18 protein-coding genes and 1 pseudogene are annotated in these 20703 nt (G+C 69.7%); 18 read left to right on the top strand and 1 reads right to left on the bottom strand.

Annotated features, from left to right (window positions below):
• Window positions 1–519 precede the first annotated feature (519 nt).
• Complete coding sequence (locus tag QR77_RS03120; RefSeq protein ID WP_040019536.1) at window positions 520–1281, top strand: GntR family transcriptional regulator; 762 nt, start codon at window positions 520–522, stop codon at window positions 1279–1281.
• Between the two features lie 117 nt (window positions 1282–1398).
• On the opposite strand, the gene QR77_RS03115 is transcribed toward QR77_RS03120, so the two are convergent.
• Entirely contained in the window at window positions 1399–2343 is a 945-nt protein-coding gene (locus QR77_RS03115) for a zinc-binding dehydrogenase (RefSeq protein ID WP_040019535.1), read from the bottom strand.
• A gap of 280 nt (window positions 2344–2623) precedes the next feature.
• Between QR77_RS03115 and QR77_RS03110 the strand changes: the two genes are divergently transcribed.
• The 17 genes and pseudogenes from QR77_RS03110 to QR77_RS03035 form a co-directional block, all read left to right on the top strand.
• On the top strand, window positions 2624–3703 hold the full coding sequence (locus QR77_RS03110; RefSeq protein WP_040019534.1) for a Gfo/Idh/MocA family oxidoreductase: 1080 nt from the start codon (window positions 2624–2626) through the stop codon (window positions 3701–3703).
• A 14-nt stretch (window positions 3704–3717) separates the two neighbouring features.
• Window positions 3718–4452 (top strand): ThuA domain-containing protein, encoded by a 735-nt coding sequence (locus QR77_RS03105; RefSeq protein ID WP_052488498.1) that lies wholly within the window; start codon window positions 3718–3720, stop codon window positions 4450–4452.
• 62 nt (window positions 4453–4514) lie between these two features.
• Complete coding sequence (locus QR77_RS03100; RefSeq protein WP_040019533.1) at window positions 4515–5489, top strand: ABC transporter permease; 975 nt, start codon at window positions 4515–4517, stop codon at window positions 5487–5489.
• Window positions 5490–5492: 3 nt separating this feature from the next.
• Window positions 5493–6374: pseudogene (locus tag QR77_RS47700) on the top strand (ABC transporter permease); the annotation flags it as partial.
• Between the two features lie 141 nt (window positions 6375–6515).
• Window positions 6516–7541, top strand: a complete 1026-nt coding sequence (locus tag QR77_RS47695; RefSeq protein WP_236711043.1) for an ABC transporter ATP-binding protein — start codon at window positions 6516–6518, stop codon at window positions 7539–7541.
• The gene (locus tag QR77_RS03090; protein WP_078876460.1) at window positions 7538–8752 is read left to right on the top strand and encodes an ABC transporter ATP-binding protein; all 1215 of its coding nucleotides are present in this window, start codon (window positions 7538–7540) and stop codon (window positions 8750–8752) included. Before QR77_RS47695 ends, QR77_RS03090 begins: the two co-directional genes overlap by 4 nt.
• A 118-nt stretch (window positions 8753–8870) precedes the next feature.
• A complete protein-coding gene (locus tag QR77_RS03085) occupies window positions 8871–10547 on the top strand; it encodes an ABC transporter substrate-binding protein (RefSeq protein WP_201778789.1) in 1677 nt (558 codons plus the stop codon).
• A gap of 139 nt (window positions 10548–10686) precedes the next feature.
• Window positions 10687–11415 carry a ThuA domain-containing protein gene (locus tag QR77_RS03080; protein WP_201778788.1) on the top strand — a complete coding sequence of 243 codons (729 nt, stop codon included), beginning with the start codon at window positions 10687–10689 and terminating at the stop codon, window positions 11413–11415.
• The gene (locus QR77_RS03075) at window positions 11405–12211 is read left to right on the top strand and encodes a sugar phosphate isomerase/epimerase (RefSeq protein WP_201778787.1); all 807 of its coding nucleotides are present in this window, start codon (window positions 11405–11407) and stop codon (window positions 12209–12211) included. Before QR77_RS03080 ends, QR77_RS03075 begins: the two co-directional genes overlap by 11 nt.
• On the top strand, window positions 12208–13176 hold the full coding sequence (locus QR77_RS03070; RefSeq protein ID WP_040019530.1) for an NAD-dependent epimerase/dehydratase family protein: 969 nt from the start codon (window positions 12208–12210) through the stop codon (window positions 13174–13176). Before QR77_RS03075 ends, QR77_RS03070 begins: the two co-directional genes overlap by 4 nt.
• Window positions 13177–13250: 74 nt before the next feature.
• Window positions 13251–14342 (top strand): Gfo/Idh/MocA family oxidoreductase, encoded by a 1092-nt coding sequence (locus tag QR77_RS03065; protein WP_201778786.1) that lies wholly within the window; start codon window positions 13251–13253, stop codon window positions 14340–14342.
• Entirely contained in the window at window positions 14339–15100 is a 762-nt protein-coding gene (locus tag QR77_RS03060) for a GntR family transcriptional regulator (RefSeq protein ID WP_040019528.1), read from the top strand. Before QR77_RS03065 ends, QR77_RS03060 begins: the two co-directional genes overlap by 4 nt.
• A 115-nt stretch (window positions 15101–15215) precedes the next feature.
• Window positions 15216–17177, top strand: a complete 1962-nt coding sequence (locus QR77_RS03055) for a primary-amine oxidase (RefSeq protein ID WP_040019527.1) — start codon at window positions 15216–15218, stop codon at window positions 17175–17177.
• Window positions 17174–17923: a TIM barrel protein gene (locus tag QR77_RS03050; RefSeq protein WP_040019526.1), complete on the top strand. Its 750-nt coding sequence runs from the start codon at window positions 17174–17176 to the stop codon at window positions 17921–17923. Before QR77_RS03055 ends, QR77_RS03050 begins: the two co-directional genes overlap by 4 nt.
• On the top strand, window positions 17920–19047 hold the full coding sequence (locus QR77_RS03045; RefSeq protein ID WP_040019524.1) for a Gfo/Idh/MocA family oxidoreductase: 1128 nt from the start codon (window positions 17920–17922) through the stop codon (window positions 19045–19047). The genes QR77_RS03050 and QR77_RS03045 overlap by 4 nt, the downstream gene beginning before the upstream one ends.
• A complete protein-coding gene (locus QR77_RS03040; protein ID WP_040019523.1) occupies window positions 19044–20069 on the top strand; it encodes a hypothetical protein in 1026 nt (341 codons plus the stop codon). Before QR77_RS03045 ends, QR77_RS03040 begins: the two co-directional genes overlap by 4 nt.
• The coding region (locus tag QR77_RS03035) for a BadF/BadG/BcrA/BcrD ATPase family protein (protein WP_040027206.1) at window positions 20066–20703 on the top strand (638 nt) is incomplete at its 3' end. The genes QR77_RS03040 and QR77_RS03035, both read left to right, overlap by 4 nt.

The following is a 20703-nucleotide window of genomic DNA, read 5'->3' as shown; positions in this document are numbered from 1 at the left end:
CCCCGGCCGGCGGTGGGAGCCGCCTTCGCCCAGGCAGCGCCGCCGCCCGGGCTGAGCGCCCCGCCCACCGCGGCGGCCGAGGTCACCGCCCGCATGAGGGTCCGCCTCGACGGGCCGGTTCCGTTGTGTTGTGCCATGGCTGACTCCCCGTGGGTGTGCGCGTCGTACGGCTGGTACGAGCCGGCATCGCCGGTGACTCGCTGACATCAACGAGTCTGCCGACGGGCCATGGCGGTGTCAGGAGGCCTGGAACCCGGCCCGGGGTGGTGCTGGGGCCCCCTCGGAGCCGGGGAGTGGGCTCCTGGCCAGATCCACGGCCGGAAAGCTATCCTGATCGCTGGTGTCCATCAGCAGCGGCCGTCCGTGTCGTGACAGGCCCTGAGCACTTCAGATCGCCCGTCAGGTTGAGCGAAGTGCGTGGCTGCTCAACCTGCGGTTCCGCCGGGCGCGGGGCCTTCGAAGGGATGACGATCGAACCATGCTCAATGGTGCGAGCAGACCATTACGGGGTCCTCACGTATGAATGATTCTCGCGAGGTCGTCGGCGCCATCCTGCCCGGATATCCCGAACCCCTGTGGATCCAGGCCGTCAACCTGATCCGGGGGGAGATCGAGAAGGGAATCCTGAAGCCGGGCATGCGGCTCGCACCCGAGCGTGAGCTGTGCCGGCAACTCGGCATCAGCCGGGTCACCCTGCGCAAAGCGCTGGTGCACCTGGTCGACGAGGGTGTGCTCAGCGCTTCTCACGGCCGTGGCTGGTACGTCACGCAGGCCGTACCGAAGAAGGAATGGCCCAACAATCTGGAGTCGTTCAGCGAGACGGCGGCCCGGATGGGCCTGAACCCGCACTCCACGGTGCTGGAGGCGGGCGCGGGTCCGGCCACCATCGACGAGGCCGAGCCGCTGGGGATCGCCCCAGGGACCCCGCTGTTCCGCCTGGAGCGGGTCCGGCTGCTGGACGGTGTGCCCATCGCGCTCGATCTGAGCCGGGTCCCGCTGGCGCTCGTCCCCGGCATCGAGAAGGTCGACTTCAGCACCCGCTCGCTGTACACCACGCTCGCCGAGGCCGGGGTCGAGCCGGTGCGGGCCGACAGCACCATCGAAGCGGTGAAGGCCGACGACCGTGCGGCCGGACACCTCGATGTGGCGGCGGGCGACCCGCTGCTCGTGATGCGCCAGATCGCGCTGAACGCCGAGCAGGAGCCGCTGTTCGCCTCGACGATCCGGTACGCGGGGGACCGCTACCGTCTACGCACGTCGTTCGCCCGCTCGTACGGCTGACAACGCCCTGCGGCCCGGCCCGGCCCGAATACGTGTCGGGCCGGGCCGGGGTGAGGCCGTCCGGAGCCGCAGCCGGAACCGGAGCCGCGGCAGCCACCGCCGTACCCGTGGCCGACGTCAGAGAACGAGCACACCCTTGACGAAGTCCGGACGGCTCTCCTCCATCGCGCGGAACGCGTCGCCGAGCTGGTCCAGCCCGAAGCGGTGGGTGACCAGGGGCGCGTAGCTGAAGCGCCGCCGCGCGATGAGGTCCAGGGCTTCGGCCATGGCGCCCACCACCCGTGTCCGGTCCGGGCAGAACCCGTTGACGACCGTGACGCCCTTGTACCAGAGGTCCATGTCCATCATCGCGTCGCCGGTGTGGTGGTAACCCACCACACACAGCGTCCCGAACGGCCGGACCAGGCTGCCGGCCGTCTTCAGCCCACCGGTCGCGCCCGTCGCCTCCAGTACGAGGTCGAGCCGCGCCTCGTCCGCCCGGCTCGTCGCCGTCCGGTACTCCTCCGGCAGTTCGTCGGGGGCGAAGACCAGGTCGGCGCCCATCGTGAGCGCCCGTTGCCGGCGCGCCGGGTCCGGGTCGACGCCCACCAGCAGCCCGGGCGCGCGCCGCTTGGCGAGCTGGATCAGCCCCAGTCCCATGAAGCCCAGCCCGACGACCGCGACCCGGTCGCCCGCGCGCATCCCCGTACGGGACAGGGATTCCTCCAGTACCGCGACCGGCTCGCCGAGAGCGTGGGCGGGCTCGACGCCAGCCGGGACCGGGAGGATCGCGTTGGCGTCCATCACGGCGAGCGTCGCGAACCCGTCGCCGCCGAGCCCGGTCACCAGGTCGCCCGGCGCCCAGCGGTTCGCGTCCCGCCCCGTGGAGACCACACGGCCGACCATCTCGTGCCCCAGCCGCACGGGCGGCCGGGCCGGGTCGTGTCCGAGCCACGGGCCCATGTCCGACGTACACACTCCGCACACCACGACGTCGACGAGGACCTGGTCCTCGCCGGGCACCGGGTCGTCGTCATCGACGACCTCAAAGGTACGGGGCGCGACGAGTTGGCTGACCTTCATACGTATCTCCTGTCCGAACGTCGGTCGAGAGCCACCGGTCAGGTGTCCTGGAGGCCGCGTCAGTGTAGCCCCAGTGGTCCTATGTGGTACATGGTGGAGTCGTTGTCCGTATCACCCCATCCAGCAATTCTGAGACCTCACGGAGGGCTCTCAACTGGGCACTTGGTGGTGATGTCCCGTTTTCTTTCCAGGACAGTTGTGTTCAGCCTCTAGACAGGAACGTCGTTCGTCTTAAACTGGCCGCAAGTGGTATCTGTTTGGCATAGGCGAGGAGGAGAGGATGACGTCACTCTCGGCGGCGGTCATCGGTGCGGGCTCGCAAGGCCGCGTACATGGGCTCGGATACCGTGCCGCGCCCGGTGTTTCGACCGTCGCGCTCGCCGATGTGAACGAGCGGGCAGGCGGGGAACTGGCGGAAGAACTGGGTATACCGCGCGTCTACCAGGACTACCACGAGCTGCTGGAAGCGAACAAGCCCGACATTGTGAGCGTGTGCACACCGCCCGCATCGCACCGGGAGGTCGTGGAGGCCGCGACGGCGGCGGGTGTCCGCGCCATCCACTGCGAGAAGCCGGTGGCGCTCTCGTACGGCGACGCCCTGGCGATGGCGGCCACCGCCGCCGACGCCAGGGTACGGCTGACCTTCAACCTCCAGCGTCGCTTCGACCCGCTCCAGCGCTTCGCACGCGAACAGATCGAGGCCGGCGCGATCGGCGACGTGGTCACGATCGAGGGGTACTGCCCGAACCTCTTCGACTGGGGATCCCACATCCTCGACCTCATCCTCTTCCACCGGGGCGACACCGCGCCGAGCTGGGTGACGGGCCAGATCGACGTGACACTCGACCGGTACGTCTACGGTGTGTTCGTCGAGACGGCCTCGCTGACCCAGATCGCCTGGCCGGACGGTGTCACCGCCGTCGTCGCCACCGGGCGCGAACCGCAGACGCCCGTCCTCAACCTGGAGAACAACCTCGGGCTGATCGTCCAGGGCACCGGGGGCCGGGCCCTCATCAGCGGCGAACGCTGTGTCGTACGGCGCTTCGGCGCGCCCGACCTCGTCATGGAATCCCCCTACGACAGGGACTCCGCCGGCTGGGACCGGGGCGTCGACCCGGCCATCGTCGCCGGCACCGCCGAGGCGATCCGCGATCTCGTCGAGGGCCTGCGGACCGGCGCCCGGGCGGTCCTGAGCGCCGAGCACGCACTGCGCGGCGCCGAACTGATCTTCGCGACCTATGAAAGCAGCCGGTCGCGGCGCCGTGTCCCGCTGCCGCTGGACCGTCTCGACAACGCCTTGCTCAGCGGTCGTGACGAAGGCTTCTGGAGCCCCACCGGCGAACTGCACTCCACCTACTGAATCGAGCCGCCGCGATGCGCATACCGGAAAACCATGCCCCACCCGACCACCACGGCCCGACCGCGCTCGTCGTGGTCAACGGCGACGACGTCTTCGAGGATCTGTTCACCGCGGCGTCCGAACTGCGCGCCGTACTGACGGACGAAGGCTTTGTGACACGTACGGGCCTGGGCATGGGCCGGTTCGACCACGCGGTGGACGACGACCTGATCGTCCTGTGCACCGCGCTCGGAGAGTTCACCGCGTCACAGCGGCGTGGACTGAGGAACGCGGTCGGCGCCGGCGCGGGGCTCCTCGCCTTCCACGCGACCAACGTACCGGCCTCCCCGCCCGGGGATCCCGACGAGGCCGACCGGCTGCTCAGCGAGCTGATCGGAAGCCGGTACGTGTCCCACGGACCGGCGCCGCACGAGAGCAGATTCAGTGTGTTTCCCGACCCCGGCCATGAACTGACGGCGGGAATCGCGCCGTTCGAGGTGACACACGAGCACTACGCGCTCGCGGTGGAGGACCACGCGGAGGTCGTCGCCCGGCGCGGGGCCGCCGAGGGTGCGTACGCCACCGAGGGTGCGCACGGTGTACGCGATGCCCAACCCCTCGTCCACGTCAGCGAGTTCGGCAAGGGACGTGTCTGCTACGTCCAGTTGGGCCACGACATGCGGATCTGGGCCGAGCCCGCCGTACGCCTGCTGATCCGGCGGGCGGCCCGCTGGGTGAACCGACTCGAAGTCCAGGGGGTCGCGTCATGACCCCGGTCACCCACGTGACCCGCGGCGACGCCTCCGTGTCCGCCGGGGAAGGAAACTGACCGATGCGTACCGTGCTCAGAAAACTCGGCCTCTACCTTTTGACGGCGTGGGCCGCGCTCAGCCTCAACTTCGTCATCCCGCGCATCATGCCCGGCAACCCCGCCGACAACCTGATCAACCAGTTCCACGGCAAGCTCAGCCCGTCGGCGATCCAGGCGCTGCGTGTGCTCTTCGGTCAGAAGGACACCAGCCTCTGGAGCCAGTACCTGAGTTACTGGCACAGCGTGTTCACCGGCGACTTCGGCATCTCCTACGCCTACTACCCGTCGAAGGTGAGCACCGTACTCGGCCAGAGCATGTTCTGGACGCTCATCCTCATCACGGCCTGCACGATCCTCGGGTTCGTCATCGGCACCGGCCTCGGCATCCTCGCCGGCTGGAAGCGCGGGACCTGGCTCGACTCGCTCGTACCCGCCACCACGTTCCTGTCGTCGATCCCCTACTTCTGGTTCGCGATCATCATCGTGCTGATCTTCGCGATCACCCTCAAGTGGTTCCCGCTGTCCGGCGGTTACGCGGTGACGGAGACGATCGGTTTCTCCGGTGGATTCATCTCCAGCGCGCTCTACTACGCGATCCTGCCGGCCACGACCATCGTCGTCGCCTCCGTCGGCGGCTGGCTGATCAGTATGCGCAACATGATGGTCACGACCCTGAGCGAGGACTACGTACGGCTCGCCGAGGCCAAGGGACTCTCCAAGCGCCGCGTCATGTACAACTACGCGGCCCGCAACGCGATGCTGCCCTCCCTCTCCGGCTTCGCCATGTCCCTCGGGTTCGTCATCGGCGGCTCCATCGTCACCGAGGTCGTCTTCAACTACCCCGGCATCGGCACCGTGCTCTTCAAAGCCGCCCAGGCTGCCGACTATCCGCTGATGTCGGCCATCTTCCTGCTCATCACCGTTCTGGTGCTCGTAGCCAACCTGCTCGCCGACATCGCCTACGTGTTCCTCGACCCGAGGACGAGGGAGAGCTGAATCATGGCCATGCAATCCGCCGCCCTTGCCGAGGCCGAGGCACCCCCGGAGACCTCCGGGGGACAGGCCAGAGTCTGGCTGCGTCTGCTGCGCGCGCCCCTCACCTGTACGGGCGTGGTCATCACCCTGGTCTTCCTGATACTGGCGCTCATCGGCCCCTGGATCGCGCCGTACGACCCCTCCTCGGTCAGTGACAGCGCCACCATGGGACCCTCCGGCGCGCACTGGCTCGGCACCACCCAGAACGGTCAGGACATCCTGTCCCAGATGCTCTACGGAGCGCGCGCCTCGGTGCTGGTCGGCTTCGGTTCCGCCATCCTGACCACCCTGCTGTCGGTCCTCGTCGGTGTGACGGCGGGATACCTCGGCGGGGTCAGCGACGAGGTCCTGTCGCTGCTGGCGAACGTGTTCCTCGTACTGCCCAGCCTGCCGCTGACGATCATCCTCGCCGCCTACCTGCCGCACAGCGGGTCGCTCGGGATCATCCTGGTCATCTCCGTCACCGGCTGGGCCTGGGGCGCCCGGGTGCTGCGTGCCCAGACGCTGTCGCTGCGCAGGCGCGACTTCGTCGAGGCCGCCAGAGCCACCGGCGAGCGGACCTCGCGCATCATCCTCAGGGACATCCTGCCGAACCAGGTCGCCGTCATCGCCGCCTCGTTCCTCGGCACCGTCGCCGCCGCGATCCTCACCCAGGCGAGCCTGGCGTTCCTCGGCCTCACCGATGTGACGCAGTGGTCCTGGGGAACGATCCTGTACTGGGCGCAGGTGGACAGCGCGCTGCTCACCGGGGCCTGGTGGTGGTTCGTACCCGCCGGCCTGGCGATCGCCCTGCTCGGCACCGCGCTCTCGCTGGTCAACTTCGGTATCGACGAGTTCATCAACCCCCGGCTGCGCCAGGCCGGAATCGGTACGAAGAAGGCACAGCGCGCGCAGGTGGCGCGGCGGACTCCGCGCCGGAGCAAGAAGCGCCGGGGGGCCGTCGCACCGCGGCCGGCCGGAGCACCGTTCACACCGGACAGCACCGATGTGGTGCTGGACGTCCGGGGCCTGCATGTGGAGTACGTCAACGGCGAGAGCCGGGTCCCGGCCGTGAACGACGTCTCGTTCACACTGCGGCGCGGTGAGGTCCTCGGCATCGCCGGCGAGTCCGGTTCGGGCAAGTCCACCCTCGCGTACGCCATCACACGGCTGCACAAGCCGCCGGCCGAGATATCCCAGGGCGAGATCGTCTACACCCGGGCGGACGGCTCCACCACCGACGTGCTCGCCATGGGCGAGGACGAACTGCGCGACTTCCGCTGGGAAGAGCTGTCGATCGTCTTCCAGTCGGCCATGCACGCGCTGAACCCGATCATGCGGGTCGGCGCGCAGATCGAGGACGTACTCAAAGCACACCGGCCCGGCATGTCGGTGCAGGAACGCGCAGCCAGGGTCGTCGAACTCCTCGGCATCGTGGGGATCCCCGCCGACCGCTCGGGCTCCTACCCGCACGAACTCTCCGGCGGAATGCGCCAGCGCGCCATGATCGCCGTGGGCCTGGCCCTCGACCCCGAGATCATCGTCATGGACGAGCCGACGACCGCTCTCGACGTCGTCATCCAGCGGCAGATCATCGAGAAGATCATGGAGCTGAAGGACAAGCTCGGCTTCTCCGTCGTCTTCATCACGCACGACCTGTCGCTGCTGATCGAACTCTCCGACACGATCGCCGTGATGTACGGCGGGAAGATCGTCGAGATGGCGGCGGCCGAGGACTTCTACCACCACCCCCGGCACCCGTACAGCCGCGGCCTGCTCTCGTCGTTCCCCACCCTCGGCGGTCCCAAGCGGGAACTCACCGGGATCGTCGGCTCACCGCCCGACCTGCTCCGGATGCCGACCGGATGCGCCTTCAACCCGCGCTGCCCGCTGGCGTTCGACGCCTGCTCGTCGGCCGAGCCGGCGCTCTACCGGATCCAGGAGCCGGGCGCCGGACCGTCGGAAGCCGCCTGCCTGCTCTACGCGGACGGGGCGAAGAAACAGGACGAACTCGCGATGGGTGAGACGCTATGAGCGGCGAGAAGACCAGCGGCGGCCAGGCCCGCCCGACCAGCTCCGGTCCCTCCGGACGACCCGCCGACCGACCTGCCGGACGACCCGGCGACCAGCTCTCCGACCGGCCCGGCGACCGGCTCTCAGACCGGCCCTCCGAGGTCGAGCCGGTGCTCGAAGCCGTTGACGTGACCAAGCACTTCCCCGCCAGGGGCGGTCTGCGGCGCGGTGGCAGCCGGCGTGTCGTGCACGCCGTCGAGAACGTCTCGCTGCGCCTGTACGCCGGACGGATCACCGCCCTTGTCGGTGAGTCCGGTTCCGGCAAGTCGACGCTGGCCCGGCTGCTCGCCCAGCTCCACCCACTCACCAGCGGGGAGGTGAGACTCCACGGCGAGCCCGTGGTGGCGCCGCGCGGACGGGCGTTCCGCGAGTACGTCAGCAAGGTCCAGTTGATCCTCCAGGACCCGTTCTCGTCGTTCAACCCGGTCTCCACGATCGCGGGCACCCTCAAGCGGGCGGTCTCCATCCACCAGCCGGAAAAGCGCGGCAAGGAGCAGGAGGCGGTCATCGAGGACCTCCTGACGCAGATCAACCTCATGCCGCCCCGGCAGTTCACCGAGAAGTACCCGCACGAACTCTCCGGCGGCCAGCTCCAGCGCCTGTCGATCGCCCGTGCGCTGGCGGCCGGCCCCGAGGTGTTCCTCGCCGACGAACCCGTGTCGAGCCTGGACGTCTCGATCCGGCTGGGCATCCTCAACCTGCTGCGCCGCCTCACCGAGGAGCGCAATGTGGCGATGCTCTACGTCACCCACGACATCGCCTCGGCCCGTTACTTCGCCGCCGACACCGCGGTGATGTACGCGGGTGAGGTCGTCGAGACCGGCCCCTCGGAAGCCGTCACGCAGGAGGCGGCGCACCCGTACACCCAGCTCCTGATCGCCTCGGCGCCCGACCCGTCCCGGGGCGGCGCCGGACGGATCCGGGACATCGGCCAGCCGCCCAGCCTCATCGACCCGCCCAAGGGCTGCCGCTTCCACCCGCGCTGTCCCTTCGCGATGGAGCGGTGCAAGACCGACGTACCGCCGTCGTTCCCGCTCGGCGGCGAGCACACCACCCGGTGCTGGCTGTACGCGGACGACGCCGAGGCGCGCGCCCGGCGGGCCGAGAACACCAAGGCAGTCGCCGACCTGACCACGGGCGCTCCGGCGCCCGCCGAGGCGAACACACAGTGAACCGGCGAGCCCCCGGGCGCCCCGCCCGTCCCGCCCGTGGATGTCGCGTCCCTGGATGTCCCGCCCGTCGATCCGGATCTTCTTCCGTTGTCCCTTCCGACCAAGGAGCAGATGCACAGTGACCACCACACAGTCGTTGATCGCGTCCGGAATAACGAGACGAGGTCTGCTCGCCGGCGCCCTCGCGGGCGCGGGAAGCGTCGCCCTCTTCGGATGTTCCCCGTCGGGGGGCGGAGCCGGCTCGGACAGCTCGACCCTCACGGTCGCCGGTCAGTCCGACAACCTCACCCAGGTCTTCAACCCGTTCGTGCCGAACTCCGCCCAGGGACTCACCTACGCCCCCCGGGGCCAGGGCGGGTTCATCTACGAGCCGCTCGTCCAGATCAACACCGTCGACATCGGTAAGGACATCCCCTGGCTCGCGAAGTCCTGGGCCTGGTCGGACGGCAACAAGAAGCTGACGCTCAAGCTCCAGAGCGGTGTGAAGTGGACGGACGGCACGGCGTTCTCCGCCGACGACGTGGTGTTCACCTACGAGATGCTGAAGAAGTACCCGGCGATCAACCTCCTCGGTGTCACCTTCAGCGCGGTCACCGCGACCAGTCCCACGGAGGTCGTGTTCGACTTCGCCTCGCCGTCGGAGCAGGACTTCACCAACATCGTGTCGGTGCCGATCGTCTCCCAGCACATCTGGTCGAAGGCCGGGGACCCGACGACGTACACGGACAAGAACCCGGTCGGCACCGGCCCGTTCAAGCTCTCCACCTTCTCCGCGCAGAGCTTCCTGCTCGTCCGCAACGAGCAGTACTGGCAGCCGAAGGCGAAGATCGCCGCACTGCGTTTTGTCGCCTTCAAGGACAACGAGTCGATGACCAACGCACTCGTGCAGGGCCAGGCGGACTGGGGCGGAACCTATATCGCCAACGCGGAGAAGACGTACCTCGCCAGGAACAAGCACTACAACTACTGGGCGCCGATCGTCGGCACCGACGGGCTCATTCCCAACCTGACCCGCTGGCCGCTCAGCGACCTCGAGGTGCGCAAGGCCATCAGCTACGGCGTGAACCGCAAGCAGGTGGGCGCGGCGAGCGACTCGCCGCCCGCGACGAGTGTCACCGGCCTCCCGATGCCCGCCTACACCTCGTCGATCTCGCCGGCCTACCGGAACGTCAACTACACCCAGGACACGGCGAAGGCGCACAAGACACTGACGGACGCCGGGTACAAGAAGGAGAGCGACGGCTTCTACCACAAGGACGGCAAGCGGCTGGAGTTCTCCATCAGCTTCCCCTCGGCGTACACGGACATCGCGGCCCGTGTGCAGGTCCTGGTCTCGCAGCTCAAGGACATCGGCATCAAGCTCAACATCGACACCACCACCGTCACCGACATCGGCGACATCACGGCGCGGGGTGAATTCGACTCCACCATGGGCTACCCCGTGGACTCGGCCCCGCGTGCCTTCTCGTACTACAACGACACGATCAACCCGAACCTGGTCTACCCGATCGGCAAGGCCACACCGTCGAAGCAGAACATCCAGCGGTTCAAGAACCCCGAGGCCGCCGCCCTGTTCAAGGAGTACCCGCAGGCGACGACGGACGCGCAGCGGCAGCAGATCCTCGACAAGCTGGAGACGGTCTTCGCCGACAACCTGCCGTGGATCCCGATGTTCTACTGGGGCAGCTACGGCAACTGGAGCACGGTGAAGGCGACCGGGTTCCCCTCCCCGCAGAACCCCTATTTCACACCGGTTCCCAACCCCGTCGTCGCACTGCGGCTGAAGCCCGTGTGACGCGTACGGGGCCCGCGGCGCGCCAACACCCGCGTACGGCCCCGGCGTCCACGACGACGCCCCGCCCCCTCCCTCCGGATCCCGGCCGACCACCGGAGGCCGGAGGGCGGCGGGGCCCGCACCACCCGAGAGGAGAAACGTGCCACACCCCCCGGCGTCGAGAGCCATGGTCGTCGTGAACGGCGACGACCTCCGTCACGATCTCCTCAGCGCTGCCCAGGTGTTCCAACAGCTCGGCACCGAGGCCGGGTTCGCCACCCGCAAGGCGATGGGTACGGGCCGGTTCGCCGACCCGCGCCCGGAGACGGCGGAGGCGGACGTCTACCTCCTCTACACGGCGGGCGGGCAGTTCGCCGCCCACCAGCAGCGCGCGCTGGCCGCCGCCGTCGCCTCGGGCAAGGGTCTGGTGGGCGTGCATCACGCCAACACCCTCCGCCACAGGGACGGTGAACTCGACCCGGCCGACCGGGCGTTGTTCGAGCTGCTCGGCAGCCGGCGGCTCCCGGACGGCGGCGGTCACGAGGGGCGTCACACCGTCGAGATCACCGCCGACCACCCGGTCACCCGCGGTGTCACGGACTTCGACGTCTTCGACGAGTACGAGGAGATCGAGCTCGCCGACGACGCCGTGACCGTCCTCGCCCGGGGCCGTGGCCCCGACGGCGCCACCGTCCCGGTGCTGTACGTCCGGGAGGCCGGGGCCGGGCGCGTGGTGTATCTGGCGCTCGGCCACGACATGCGGTCCTGGGGCGAGCCGCCGGTGCGCGCCCTCGTACGCCAGGCGCTGTGCTGGGCCGCCCACCAGGACGTATCCGGCGGCGTATCCGGCCGGCCGACCGACAACTCAGGGAGGACACATGCGAGCTGACACCGGCGTCGCCGGCATCGGCGTCATGATGTACACGGTGCTCGACCAGGCCAGGGCCGACCTGGAGGGCACACTCGACCGGATCGCCGCGCTCGGTTACGCGGGCATCGAGACCTACGGCCTGGTCGAGCACTTCGGACCCGCGCGGGTCAGGGCCGCCATCGCCTCGGCCGGACTCACCCTGACCAGCGCCCACGCCCCTTTCCCGGCCGGTCCTGACGCCGAGGCGATCCTCGATCGGTACGAGGAACTGGGCGCCGAGGTCCTGGTGTGGAGCATGGAGCGCGCGGAGTTCGACTCCCCGGACACGATCCGGCGCGGGGTCGAGCGGGTGAACGAAGCCGCCGAGCGCGCCGCCGGGCGCGGCATGCGGATCGCGTACCACAACCACTTCGCCGAGTTCTCGCAGTCCTTCGGCGGCCGGCAGGCCTACGACCTGCTCCTGGAGCTGCTCGACGACCGGGTGGTGATCGAACTCGACGCGTACTGGACCGAGATGGGCGGCGCCGACCCCGCCGAGGTCGTCGGGCGCCTGGGGGAGCGGGTGCGGTTCGTCCATGTCAAGGACGGGCCCGCGATCAGCTACGAGGACGACGTCATGGTGCCGGTCGGCGAGGGCCGGATCGACTGGACGCGCACCCTCACCGTCCCGTCAGGACTGCGGTGGCACATCGTCGAACTCGAACGGCTGCACATCGACACATTCGAAGCGCTCAGGCGCAGTTACGACCATCTCGTCGGCCGGGGACTCTCCCGCGGCACGATCACACCTGCGTCCTCTGAGGAGCGGTCATGAAGGTACTTTTTCTCGGTGGCGCCGGAATGATCGGCTCGGCCGCCGCGGCCGAGGCCGTGACACGCGGCATGGACGTCACGGTCGTGACGCGCTCCGAGCCCGCGCGGCCGGTGGCACCCGGCGTACGGGCGCTGCGCGCCGACGTCAAGGACCCGGACCAGCTCCGGTCGGTGCTCGGGCGTGAGGAGTTCGACGCGGTCGTCAACTGGGTGGGTTTCACCCCTGACGACCTCCGGGGCCACCCGGAGTTCTTCACCGGCTCCGCCGGGCAGTACGTCTTCATCAGCACCTGTTCCGTATTCGGGCGCCCCGTACCGCAGTTGCCCGTCACGGAGTCGAGCCCGCGCCGCCAGCCGGTCTTCGGTTACCCGCGTGACAAGGTCGCCTGCGAGGTCTTCCTCGAAGAGGCGTACCGCGCTGCCGACCTGCCCCTGACGATCGTCAGGCCCTCGCACGTCTACGACCGCACCGTGATCCCCATCCTCTCCGGCTGGACCGCGATCGAGCGGATGCGGACGGGCCGGCCCGTCGTGGTGCACGGCGACGGCACCTCGCTGTGGTCCCTGATGCACTCCCGGGACTTCGCGAACGCGTTCGTCCCGCTGCTCGGCAACGACCACGCGGTGGGCGAGAGCGTCAACGTGGTCAGCGGCGACATCCTCACCTGGGACCAGATCCACCTGGCGCTGGCCGCCGCCGCCGGTGTCCGCAACCCGGTCCTGCGGCACCGCTCCAGCGAGTCGATCGCCGTGGAACTCCCCAACTGGGGGGACGTCCTGGAGCACGACTTCCGGCACTCGATGCTCTTCGACACCTCCAAACTCCGGTCGCTGGTACCGGGGTTCGCACCCGCCGTGTCCTTCGCCGAAGGCGCCCGCGAGGTGCTGGCCCACTACGACGCCGACCCCGCGCGCCGGGTGGTCAACCACGACCTGGACCGCGCCTTCGACCGCCTGCTGGAGTGACCCTCCCGTCGAGCCTGGGATAAGACCAATGCAAGACCAAAGTAAAACCACATGGTATTCTGAGAAGCCAGCCCATGCCGCGCCCATACCGCGGCCGGCACGGACAGGAAAAGGAAGAGGACAGCGTGATCGGCGTCGGTCTCATCGGTTCGGGATTCATCGGCAACACGTACGCGGACGCGCTCACGGACGTACGGAACGCGGAACTGGTCGCCAACTACTCGCGTGACCCCGCGCGCGCCGAGGCGTTCGCGCGTCAGTGGGCCCCGGACGCCCGGCAGTACGGCGACATCGCGGAACTCTGCGCCGACCCGTCCGTCGACCTCGTCGTGATAGCCCTGCCGAACGAGGCCCACCTCGAAGCGGTACGGATCGCGGCCGCCGCCGGAAAGGGCGTGGTCTGCACGAAGCCGCTGGCCCGCACCGGCGCCGAGGCCGCCGAGATCCTCCGTGTCGTCCGCGAGGCGGGCGTCTGGCACGGCTACGCGGAGAGTTCCGTCTTCTCGCCCAACATCGCCAAGGCCCACGAGATGGTCGCCGCCGGCGCGATCGGCGACGTACTGACCATGCGCGCCCGCGAAGCGCACTCCGGCCCGCACGCCCCGCACTTCTGGGACGCCGAGACAGCCGGCGGCGGAGCGCTCCTCGACATGGGCTGTCACACCGTCGAGTCCGCCAGGCACTTCTTCGGCAAGGACAACCAGATCGTCGAGGTCTTCGCCTGGGGCGCCACCCTCGCGCACGCCGACAAGACGACGGGGGAGGACACCGCGATCGCGCTGCTCAAGTTCGCCGGCGGCCAGCTCGCCACCGTCGAGTCCTCGTGGATCGAGAAGGGCGGCATGCAGCTCCGCCACGAGATCGTCGGAAGCGCCGGACGGCTCGTCACCGACACCGCCTCCACACCGGTGTGGGGGTTCATCGAGAACTCCGCCGGCTACCTCGTGGAGAAGGCCGACGCCGACACCGGCTGGGTCTACCCCGTACCCGAGGAGACCCGCGCGTACGGCTTCAGCCAGGAGATGCGCCACTTCGTGGAGTGCTTCGAACGCGGCGAGACACCGCTGGAGACCTTCGAGGACGGATACGTCGTCAACCGCGTCATCGACGCCTGTTACGCATCCATGCGGTCGGGGACGTGGGAAACGGTCCAGGTACCCGAATGACCACGGAACGGACGACGCCGGCCGTCCTGCCCTCCGAGTACCCCGAGCCGCTGTGGATGCAGGCCAAGGCGGTCCTGCGGGCACGGATAGCCAGCGGCGAGGTGAGCCCCGGCTCCCGGCTGCCGCCGGAGCGGGAACTGTGCCAGATGCTCGCCATCTCCCGGGTGACCCTCCGCAAGGCCCTGACCACCCTGGTCGAGGAGGGTGTGCTGCGATCCGCCCACGGGCGCGGCTGGTACGTCACCAGCGCCGAGCGCAAGGAGTGGCCCAACACCCTGGAATCCTTCTCGGAGACCGCACGGCGGATGGGTCTTCTGCCCACCTCGCGGGTGCTGCGCTGCGAGCTCGGCACCTCCACGTACGACGAGGCCGAGGCGTTCCAGATGGCCCCCGGCACACCGCTGTACCGCGTGGACCGGGTGCGGATGCTGAACGAGGTGCCGATCGCCGTGGACGAGTCCCTCGTCCCCGCCGACATCGCCGTCGGCTTCGACAGCGTCGACTTCTCGACCCGCTCCCTCTACGACGTCATCGCCGGATCCGGCTTCCACCTCGCCCAGGCGGACACGACGATCGAGGCGCGCCCGGCCGACGCCGAACTCGCCGGCCACCTGGACATCGAGGTGGGCACGCCCGTACTGGACATGCGCCAGATCGTCCGGGACGGGACGCAGAGACCGCTGCTCTCGTCGGTCATCCGCTACGCGGGCGACCGCTACCGGCTGCGTACGTCCTTCAGCCGGAGCGCCGACGCATGAGCCGGCCATGTTCCCCGCTCCCGCACCCCGTTCGCACCCCGGACGCCCCGCTCCGGCCCGCCATGTGCCGCCCGGGCCCCGGCGCCCCAGGACCTCTCCAAGATGTGGAGCCCTCGTGACCTCACCGACGTACGACACACCGTCCGTAGCCCGCGCACTCGCATCCCCGCGCCCGGACGAGATCACCGCGAGCCGTGCCGTGCTGCGGCGGGAGGGGCTCATCGGCCCCGACACCCACGTCTCGTACTTCGGCCTCGCCGAGCAGGACAAGCGTGAACTCCTCGGGGGCCGGGTCGCGCCGCGCCGCTTCAGGGTGATGCTCATCGACATGCGTTCCGGTGTCTCGCACGACGTCGTGGTGTGCCCGGAGGAGGACCGGATCGTCTCCGACCACGAGATCGACACGGCGGCCGAGGGCCATGTCCCGGTCGTGATGGTTGAGTTCTCCCTCGTGGAGGAGGTCGTGCACCAGGACGAACGCTGGCTCGCCGCCATGGCGAAGCGCGGCCTCACCGACGTCTCGCAGCTCCGGGTCAACCCGCTGTCCGCCGGGGCCCCGGCCCCCGACGAGCGCGGACGCCGGCTCCAGCGGTGCTTCACCTTCCTCCAGAAGACCCCCGACGACCTCGGCTGGGCGCACCCCGTCGACGGGGTGACGGTCGTGGTGGACGTGGTGACCCGCGAGGTGGTCGAGGTGACCGACCACGCGGACCTCCAGGTGCCCGGCGAGGACGGCAACTTCCACGACCCCGCGTGGGTGGACATGCCACCGAGGGCCGGCCTGAATCCCATCGAGATCACCCAGCCCGAGGGCCCGAGCTTCACCATCGACGAGGACGGTGTGCTGAACTGGCTCGGCTGGTCCCTCCAGGTGGGCTTCGACCAGCGCGAGGGCCTGGTGCTCCACAACGTCCACATCGAGGACGCGGGACGGCGGCGGCCCGTGCTGTACCGCGCCTCCCTCGCCGAGATGATGGTGCCCTACGGCGACCCGAGCCCGCAGCGGTGGTTCCAGAACTTCTTCGACTGCGGCGAGTACCTGCTCGGCGGATTCGCCAACTCCCTCGAACTCGGCTGCGACTGCGTCGGTGACATCACCTACCTGGACGCCGTGCTCGCCGACAGCGACGGCGAGGTACGTGTCGTGCCGCAGGCGATCTGTATCCACGAGGAGGACACCGGGATCCTGTGGAAACACACCGACAACTGGAACGGGTCGGTCGACTCGCGCCGCAACCGGCGGCTGGTCGTCTCCTTCTTCGCCACCGTCGGCAACTACGACTACGGCTTCTACTGGTACTTCTCCCTCGACGGCTCGATAGAGCTCGAAGTCAAGGCGACCGGTGTGGTGTTCACCTCCGCCTACCCGGGGCCCGGCTACGCCTTCGCCTCCGAACTCGCCCCCGGCCTCGGCGCCCCCTACCACCAGCACCTCTTCAGCGCCCGCCTCGACATGATGGTCGACGGCACCGGCAACGCCGTGGACGAGGTGGAGGCGGCGGCCGTACCCCGGGGGCCGCTCAACCCCACCGGTACGGGCTTCACCCAGACGGTCACCCGGCTGCGCACCGAGGCGGGCGCCGCGCGGCTCGCCGACAACGCGCGTAACCGGTCCTGGCTGGTCACCAACCCCTCGGTGACCAACCGCCTCGGGAATCCGGTGGGTTACATGCTCCACCCCGAAGGCAGGCCCGTCCTGCTGGCCGACGAGGAGTCCGACATCCACCGGCGGGCGACGTACGCCACCAAGCACCTGTGGGTCACGCCCTACGCGCCGGACGAGAACTACCCGGCGGGCGACCTGGTGAACATGCACCCCGGCGACTCGGGACTGCCGGCCTGGACCGCCGCCGACCGTGACATCGACAACACCGACATCGTGCTGTGGCACACCTTCGGGCTCACCCACTTCCCCCGGACCGAGGACTGGCCCGTGATGCCGGTGGACACCACGGGCTTCGCCCTCAAGCCGTACGGCTTCTTCGGACGCAACCCGACGCTGGACATCCCGGCGTCCGCCGGCCACCACTGCCACCCCGGCGAGCACTCACACGACCACGGAAAGGCCGGATCATGACGACCGAGCACCCGCTGGGCATCCAGCTCTACAGCGTGCGCGACGACATCGGACCAGCGCGGCTCGACGGCACACTGGCGCGGCTGGCGGGCATGGGCTTCACCCATGTCGAGCCCTACGACATCCTCAGCGACCCCGCCGGGCTCGCCGCCGCACTGCGGCGCAGCGGACTGCGCGCCGCCACCGCTCACGCCGCCATCAACCGGCTCGACCAGAAGGCCGTCCTGGACGCGGCCGAACTGCTCGGCATCAAGACCGTGATCGTCCCCATGGTCGACCCGAAGACCATCGCCGACCGCGCGGGCGTGGAAGCACTCGCCGCCGCCGTCAACGGCGCGGCGGCGCTCGCCGCCGAGCGCGGCATCCGGGTCGGGTATCACAACCACGACTTCGAGTTCGCGCAGCACGTCGACGGCGTTCCCGTCTACGACCTGTTCGTCAGCCTGCTCGACCCCGCCGTCGTCCTGGAGGTGGACGTCTACTGGGCCAGTGTCGGCGGCGCCGACGTCTTCGAGCTGCTGCCGCGCCTCGGCGACCGGGTCCGCTTCCTGCACGTCGTCCAGGACCGCGAGCCGGGCAACGACCGCCCCGTCCTCGGCGTCGACATAACCGGCCGGCTGAGGGAGATCCTCGCGCTCGGCACCTCCGTCGAGATGCCGGTCGTCGAGGTCGTCGCCCACCACAGCGACGTGTTCCCGCTCGTCGAGAGCAACGCCGCCTACTTCCGTAAGCAGGTCAACGCATGAGCGCCACAACAGGACCGACGCGGGTGGCGATCGTCGGTGCGGGCAACATCTCCGACGAATACCTCCGCATGCTCACCGCCAGCCCCGACATCGCCGTCACGGCTGTCGCCGACCTCGACCCCGAGCGGGCCCGTACGCAGGCCGAGGCGTACGGCGTCCCCGTGTGGGGCGGCACGGACGAGGTGCTGAACCGCGACGACGTCGACCTCGTCGTCAACCTCACGATTCCCGCGGCCCACGCGGAGGTCGCGCTCGCCGCCATCGCTGCGGGCAAGCACGTCTGGGGCGAGAAGCCGCTGACCCTCGACCGCGACACCGCGCGCGGTGTCCTCGACGCCGCCCGTGAGGCGGGTGTGGTGGTCGGCAACGCACCCGACACCATCCTCGGCCCCGGCATCCAGACCTCCCAGCGGCTGCTCGCCGAGGGCGCCGTCGGTCAGCCGCGCACGGTACTGACACTGATGCAGGGACCGGGACCCGACGCGTGGCACCCCCGGCCGCAGTTCCTGTTCACCAAGGGAGCCGGTCCGCTCTTCGACATCGGTCCCTACTACGTCACCACACTGGTGCAACTGCTCGGCCCCATCGCCTCGGTGTCGGCCCTCGGCCAGATACCGCGCGCCGAACGGATCGTCGGCTCAGGGCCCGACGCGGGGACCTCGTTCCCGGTGGAGGTACCCACCCACATCAGTGTGGTCACCACCTTCGAGTCCGGTGTGATCGGGACCTCGGTCTACAGCTTCGACTCGCCGGTGCGCCGCCAGCTCTTCGAGATCACCGGCGCCGACGGCACGATGGAGGTCCCGGTCAGCGGGTTCGACGGGCCGACCCGGCTGCTGACCGGCATCGAGGCCGACGCGCCCTGGCACAGTGTGCCGGCGGCCGGAGTGCCGAGGAGCCGCGGTGTGGGAGTGGTGGACATGGCGCGCGCCATCCGGGAAGGGACCAGGCCCCGGGCGAGCGGCGAACTCGCGTACCACGTGCTCGACGTCATGCTCGCGATCGAGGAGTCGGCCGCCCTCGGAGCGCCGGTGACGATCGGGAGCACAGCGCCACTCGTACCGCCCATGCCGGAACAGTGGGATCCGACCACACCGACGTTCGACGCAACGGAGCAGAAATGAGTGACAGCTTCCTCGCCTTCGCGGCGGCCCGGTCGACCCAGGCCGAGGCCCTCGGCGCCGCGATCAGACGCCTGAGCGAATCGGTGTCGTCCTTCGCGCGGGAGGGGCGGCTGTCCGGCCCCGGCCCGGTGTTCGTCGGCATCGGAGCGAGCCTGGCCGCCACGTGCGCCCCCGTCTGGGAGCTGCGCAGCCGGGGGATCCACTCGTGGCGGCTCGGCGCCGGCGACCACCCGCTGCCGTTCCCCGCCAGCTCACACCCGGTGTTCGGCGTCTCGCAGAGCGGCCGGAGCGCCGAGACACTCGCCGTGCTGGAGTCGGTGGAGGCGGAGCGGCGGTACGCCGTCGTCAACGTCGTGCCCTCACCCATCGCCGATGTGGCGCCCGGAGTCATCGGCCTCGGCAGCATCCCCGACAGTTACGCGTCGACCATCGGCTACACGGCCACGGTCGCCGCACTCGGGATACTCGCCGACGCCTGGAACGGCGGCCGCATCGACGACGGATGGGCCCGCCTCGGTGAGGTGTTCGCGACCGTCGAGCAGGACATCCAGGAACACGTGCGGTCGCTGGCCCCGCTGTTCGCGAACGCGACCTCGGCCGACTTCGTCGGCACAGGACCCGCGGTCGGCTCCGCCGAGGAGAGCGCACTGCTCTTCAGGGAGGTCGCCCGGATCCCGTCCACGGGGATGAGCACCCGGCAGTACCTGCACGGCTCCATGGAGTCGGCCGGCGGAGGCGTCCATGTCCTCTTCGGCGACGAGCGGGAACACGCGATCGCCCGCACCCTCGCCAACTCCGGACACCGGGTCATCCTGATCACCGGCGAGCCGGTCGACGGCGACGACCCGCTGCTCCACAGGGTGCCGGTGCCCCGGCTGCCGGCCGCGCAGCGCGCCGTCATCGAGATCCTCGTCGCGCAGATCCTGGTCGAGGCCGTCGCCGAAGTGCGCGGTGTCGACGTCGAGGAGTTCGTGTTCCACAACGCCGACATCAAGGTGGCGGCGGAGAGGCCGGCCGTATGAGAGTCCTCGTCGGCGCCGACGTCGGCGGTACGAAGCTCGCCGTACGGGTGGAGACACTCGACGGTGTCGTACGCGCCGACACGCACCACCCGGCCGAGGGCTGGGAGGCGTCCCCCGTCGGGGACGCCGCCCGCTGGCTGGTCGAGCACCTGACGCGGGCGGTGCCCGCAGGGGACGAGATCGCCGCGTTCGGGATCGGCGCGCAGGGCTGCGACACGCAGGAGCACTGCGCCCGGCTCGCTGAGGCCGTCGAGGCGCTCGGCGTACCCGCCGCGGTCGTCAACGACGCGGCCCTGCTGATCCCGGCGGCCGGCCTCGACACCGGGATCGGCGTCATCGCGGGGACCGGGTCGATCGGCGTCGGGGCGGACGCCGATGGGACGGTCCTGTTCACCGGAGGCTGGGGCTGGGTCCTGGGCGACGGGGGCAGCGCGCCGGCGATCGTACGTGAGGCGACGAAGGCGGCCCTCACCGCGTACGACGAAGGGCGCGCCGACGACGGCCTGTTGACCGCGCTGCTGGAGCATTTCGGCGCGGACGGACCGCAGTCGCTCGCCCGGATCGTCAACGACGAGCCGACGACCGGCAACTGGGGGCCCGGCGCCCCCGCGGTGTTCCGGGCCGCCGACGACGG

Source organism: Streptomyces sp. 150FB, assembly GCF_000818195.1.
In the GTDB taxonomy this organism is placed as follows: domain Bacteria; phylum Actinomycetota; class Actinomycetes; order Streptomycetales; family Streptomycetaceae; genus Streptomyces.
Note: the sequence above shows the minus strand (reverse complement) of the source record. Positions and strands in the feature narration are given on the sequence as shown.

Bases quoted from the DNA above. Each gene is read 5' to 3' on its own strand.
- QR77_RS03050 (WP_040019526.1), top strand. From the start codon at position 17,174: ATGACGACCGAGCACCCGCTGGGCATCCAGCTCTACAGCGTGCGCGAC.
- QR77_RS03110 (WP_040019534.1), top strand. From the start codon at position 2,624: ATGACGTCACTCTCGGCGGCGGTCATCGGTGCGGGCTCGCAAGGCCGC.
- QR77_RS03075 (WP_201778787.1), top strand. From the start codon at position 11,405: ATGCGAGCTGACACCGGCGTCGCCGGCATCGGCGTCATGATGTACACG.
- QR77_RS03105 (WP_052488498.1), top strand. From the start codon at position 3,718: ATGCGCATACCGGAAAACCATGCCCCACCCGACCACCACGGCCCGACC.
- QR77_RS03120 (WP_040019536.1), top strand. From the start codon at position 520: ATGAATGATTCTCGCGAGGTCGTCGGCGCCATCCTGCCCGGATATCCC.
- QR77_RS03070 (WP_040019530.1), top strand. From the start codon at position 12,208: ATGAAGGTACTTTTTCTCGGTGGCGCCGGAATGATCGGCTCGGCCGCC.
- QR77_RS03040 (WP_040019523.1), top strand. From the start codon at position 19,044: ATGAGTGACAGCTTCCTCGCCTTCGCGGCGGCCCGGTCGACCCAGGCC.
- QR77_RS03115 (WP_040019535.1), bottom strand. From the start codon at position 2,343: ATGAAGGTCAGCCAACTCGTCGCGCCCCGTACCTTTGAGGTCGTCGAT.
- QR77_RS03045 (WP_040019524.1), top strand. From the start codon at position 17,920: ATGAGCGCCACAACAGGACCGACGCGGGTGGCGATCGTCGGTGCGGGC.
- QR77_RS03100 (WP_040019533.1), top strand. From the start codon at position 4,515: ATGCGTACCGTGCTCAGAAAACTCGGCCTCTACCTTTTGACGGCGTGG.
- QR77_RS03090 (WP_078876460.1), top strand. From the start codon at position 7,538: ATGAGCGGCGAGAAGACCAGCGGCGGCCAGGCCCGCCCGACCAGCTCC.
- QR77_RS03065 (WP_201778786.1), top strand. From the start codon at position 13,251: ATGCCGCGCCCATACCGCGGCCGGCACGGACAGGAAAAGGAAGAGGAC.
- QR77_RS03060 (WP_040019528.1), top strand. From the start codon at position 14,339: ATGACCACGGAACGGACGACGCCGGCCGTCCTGCCCTCCGAGTACCCC.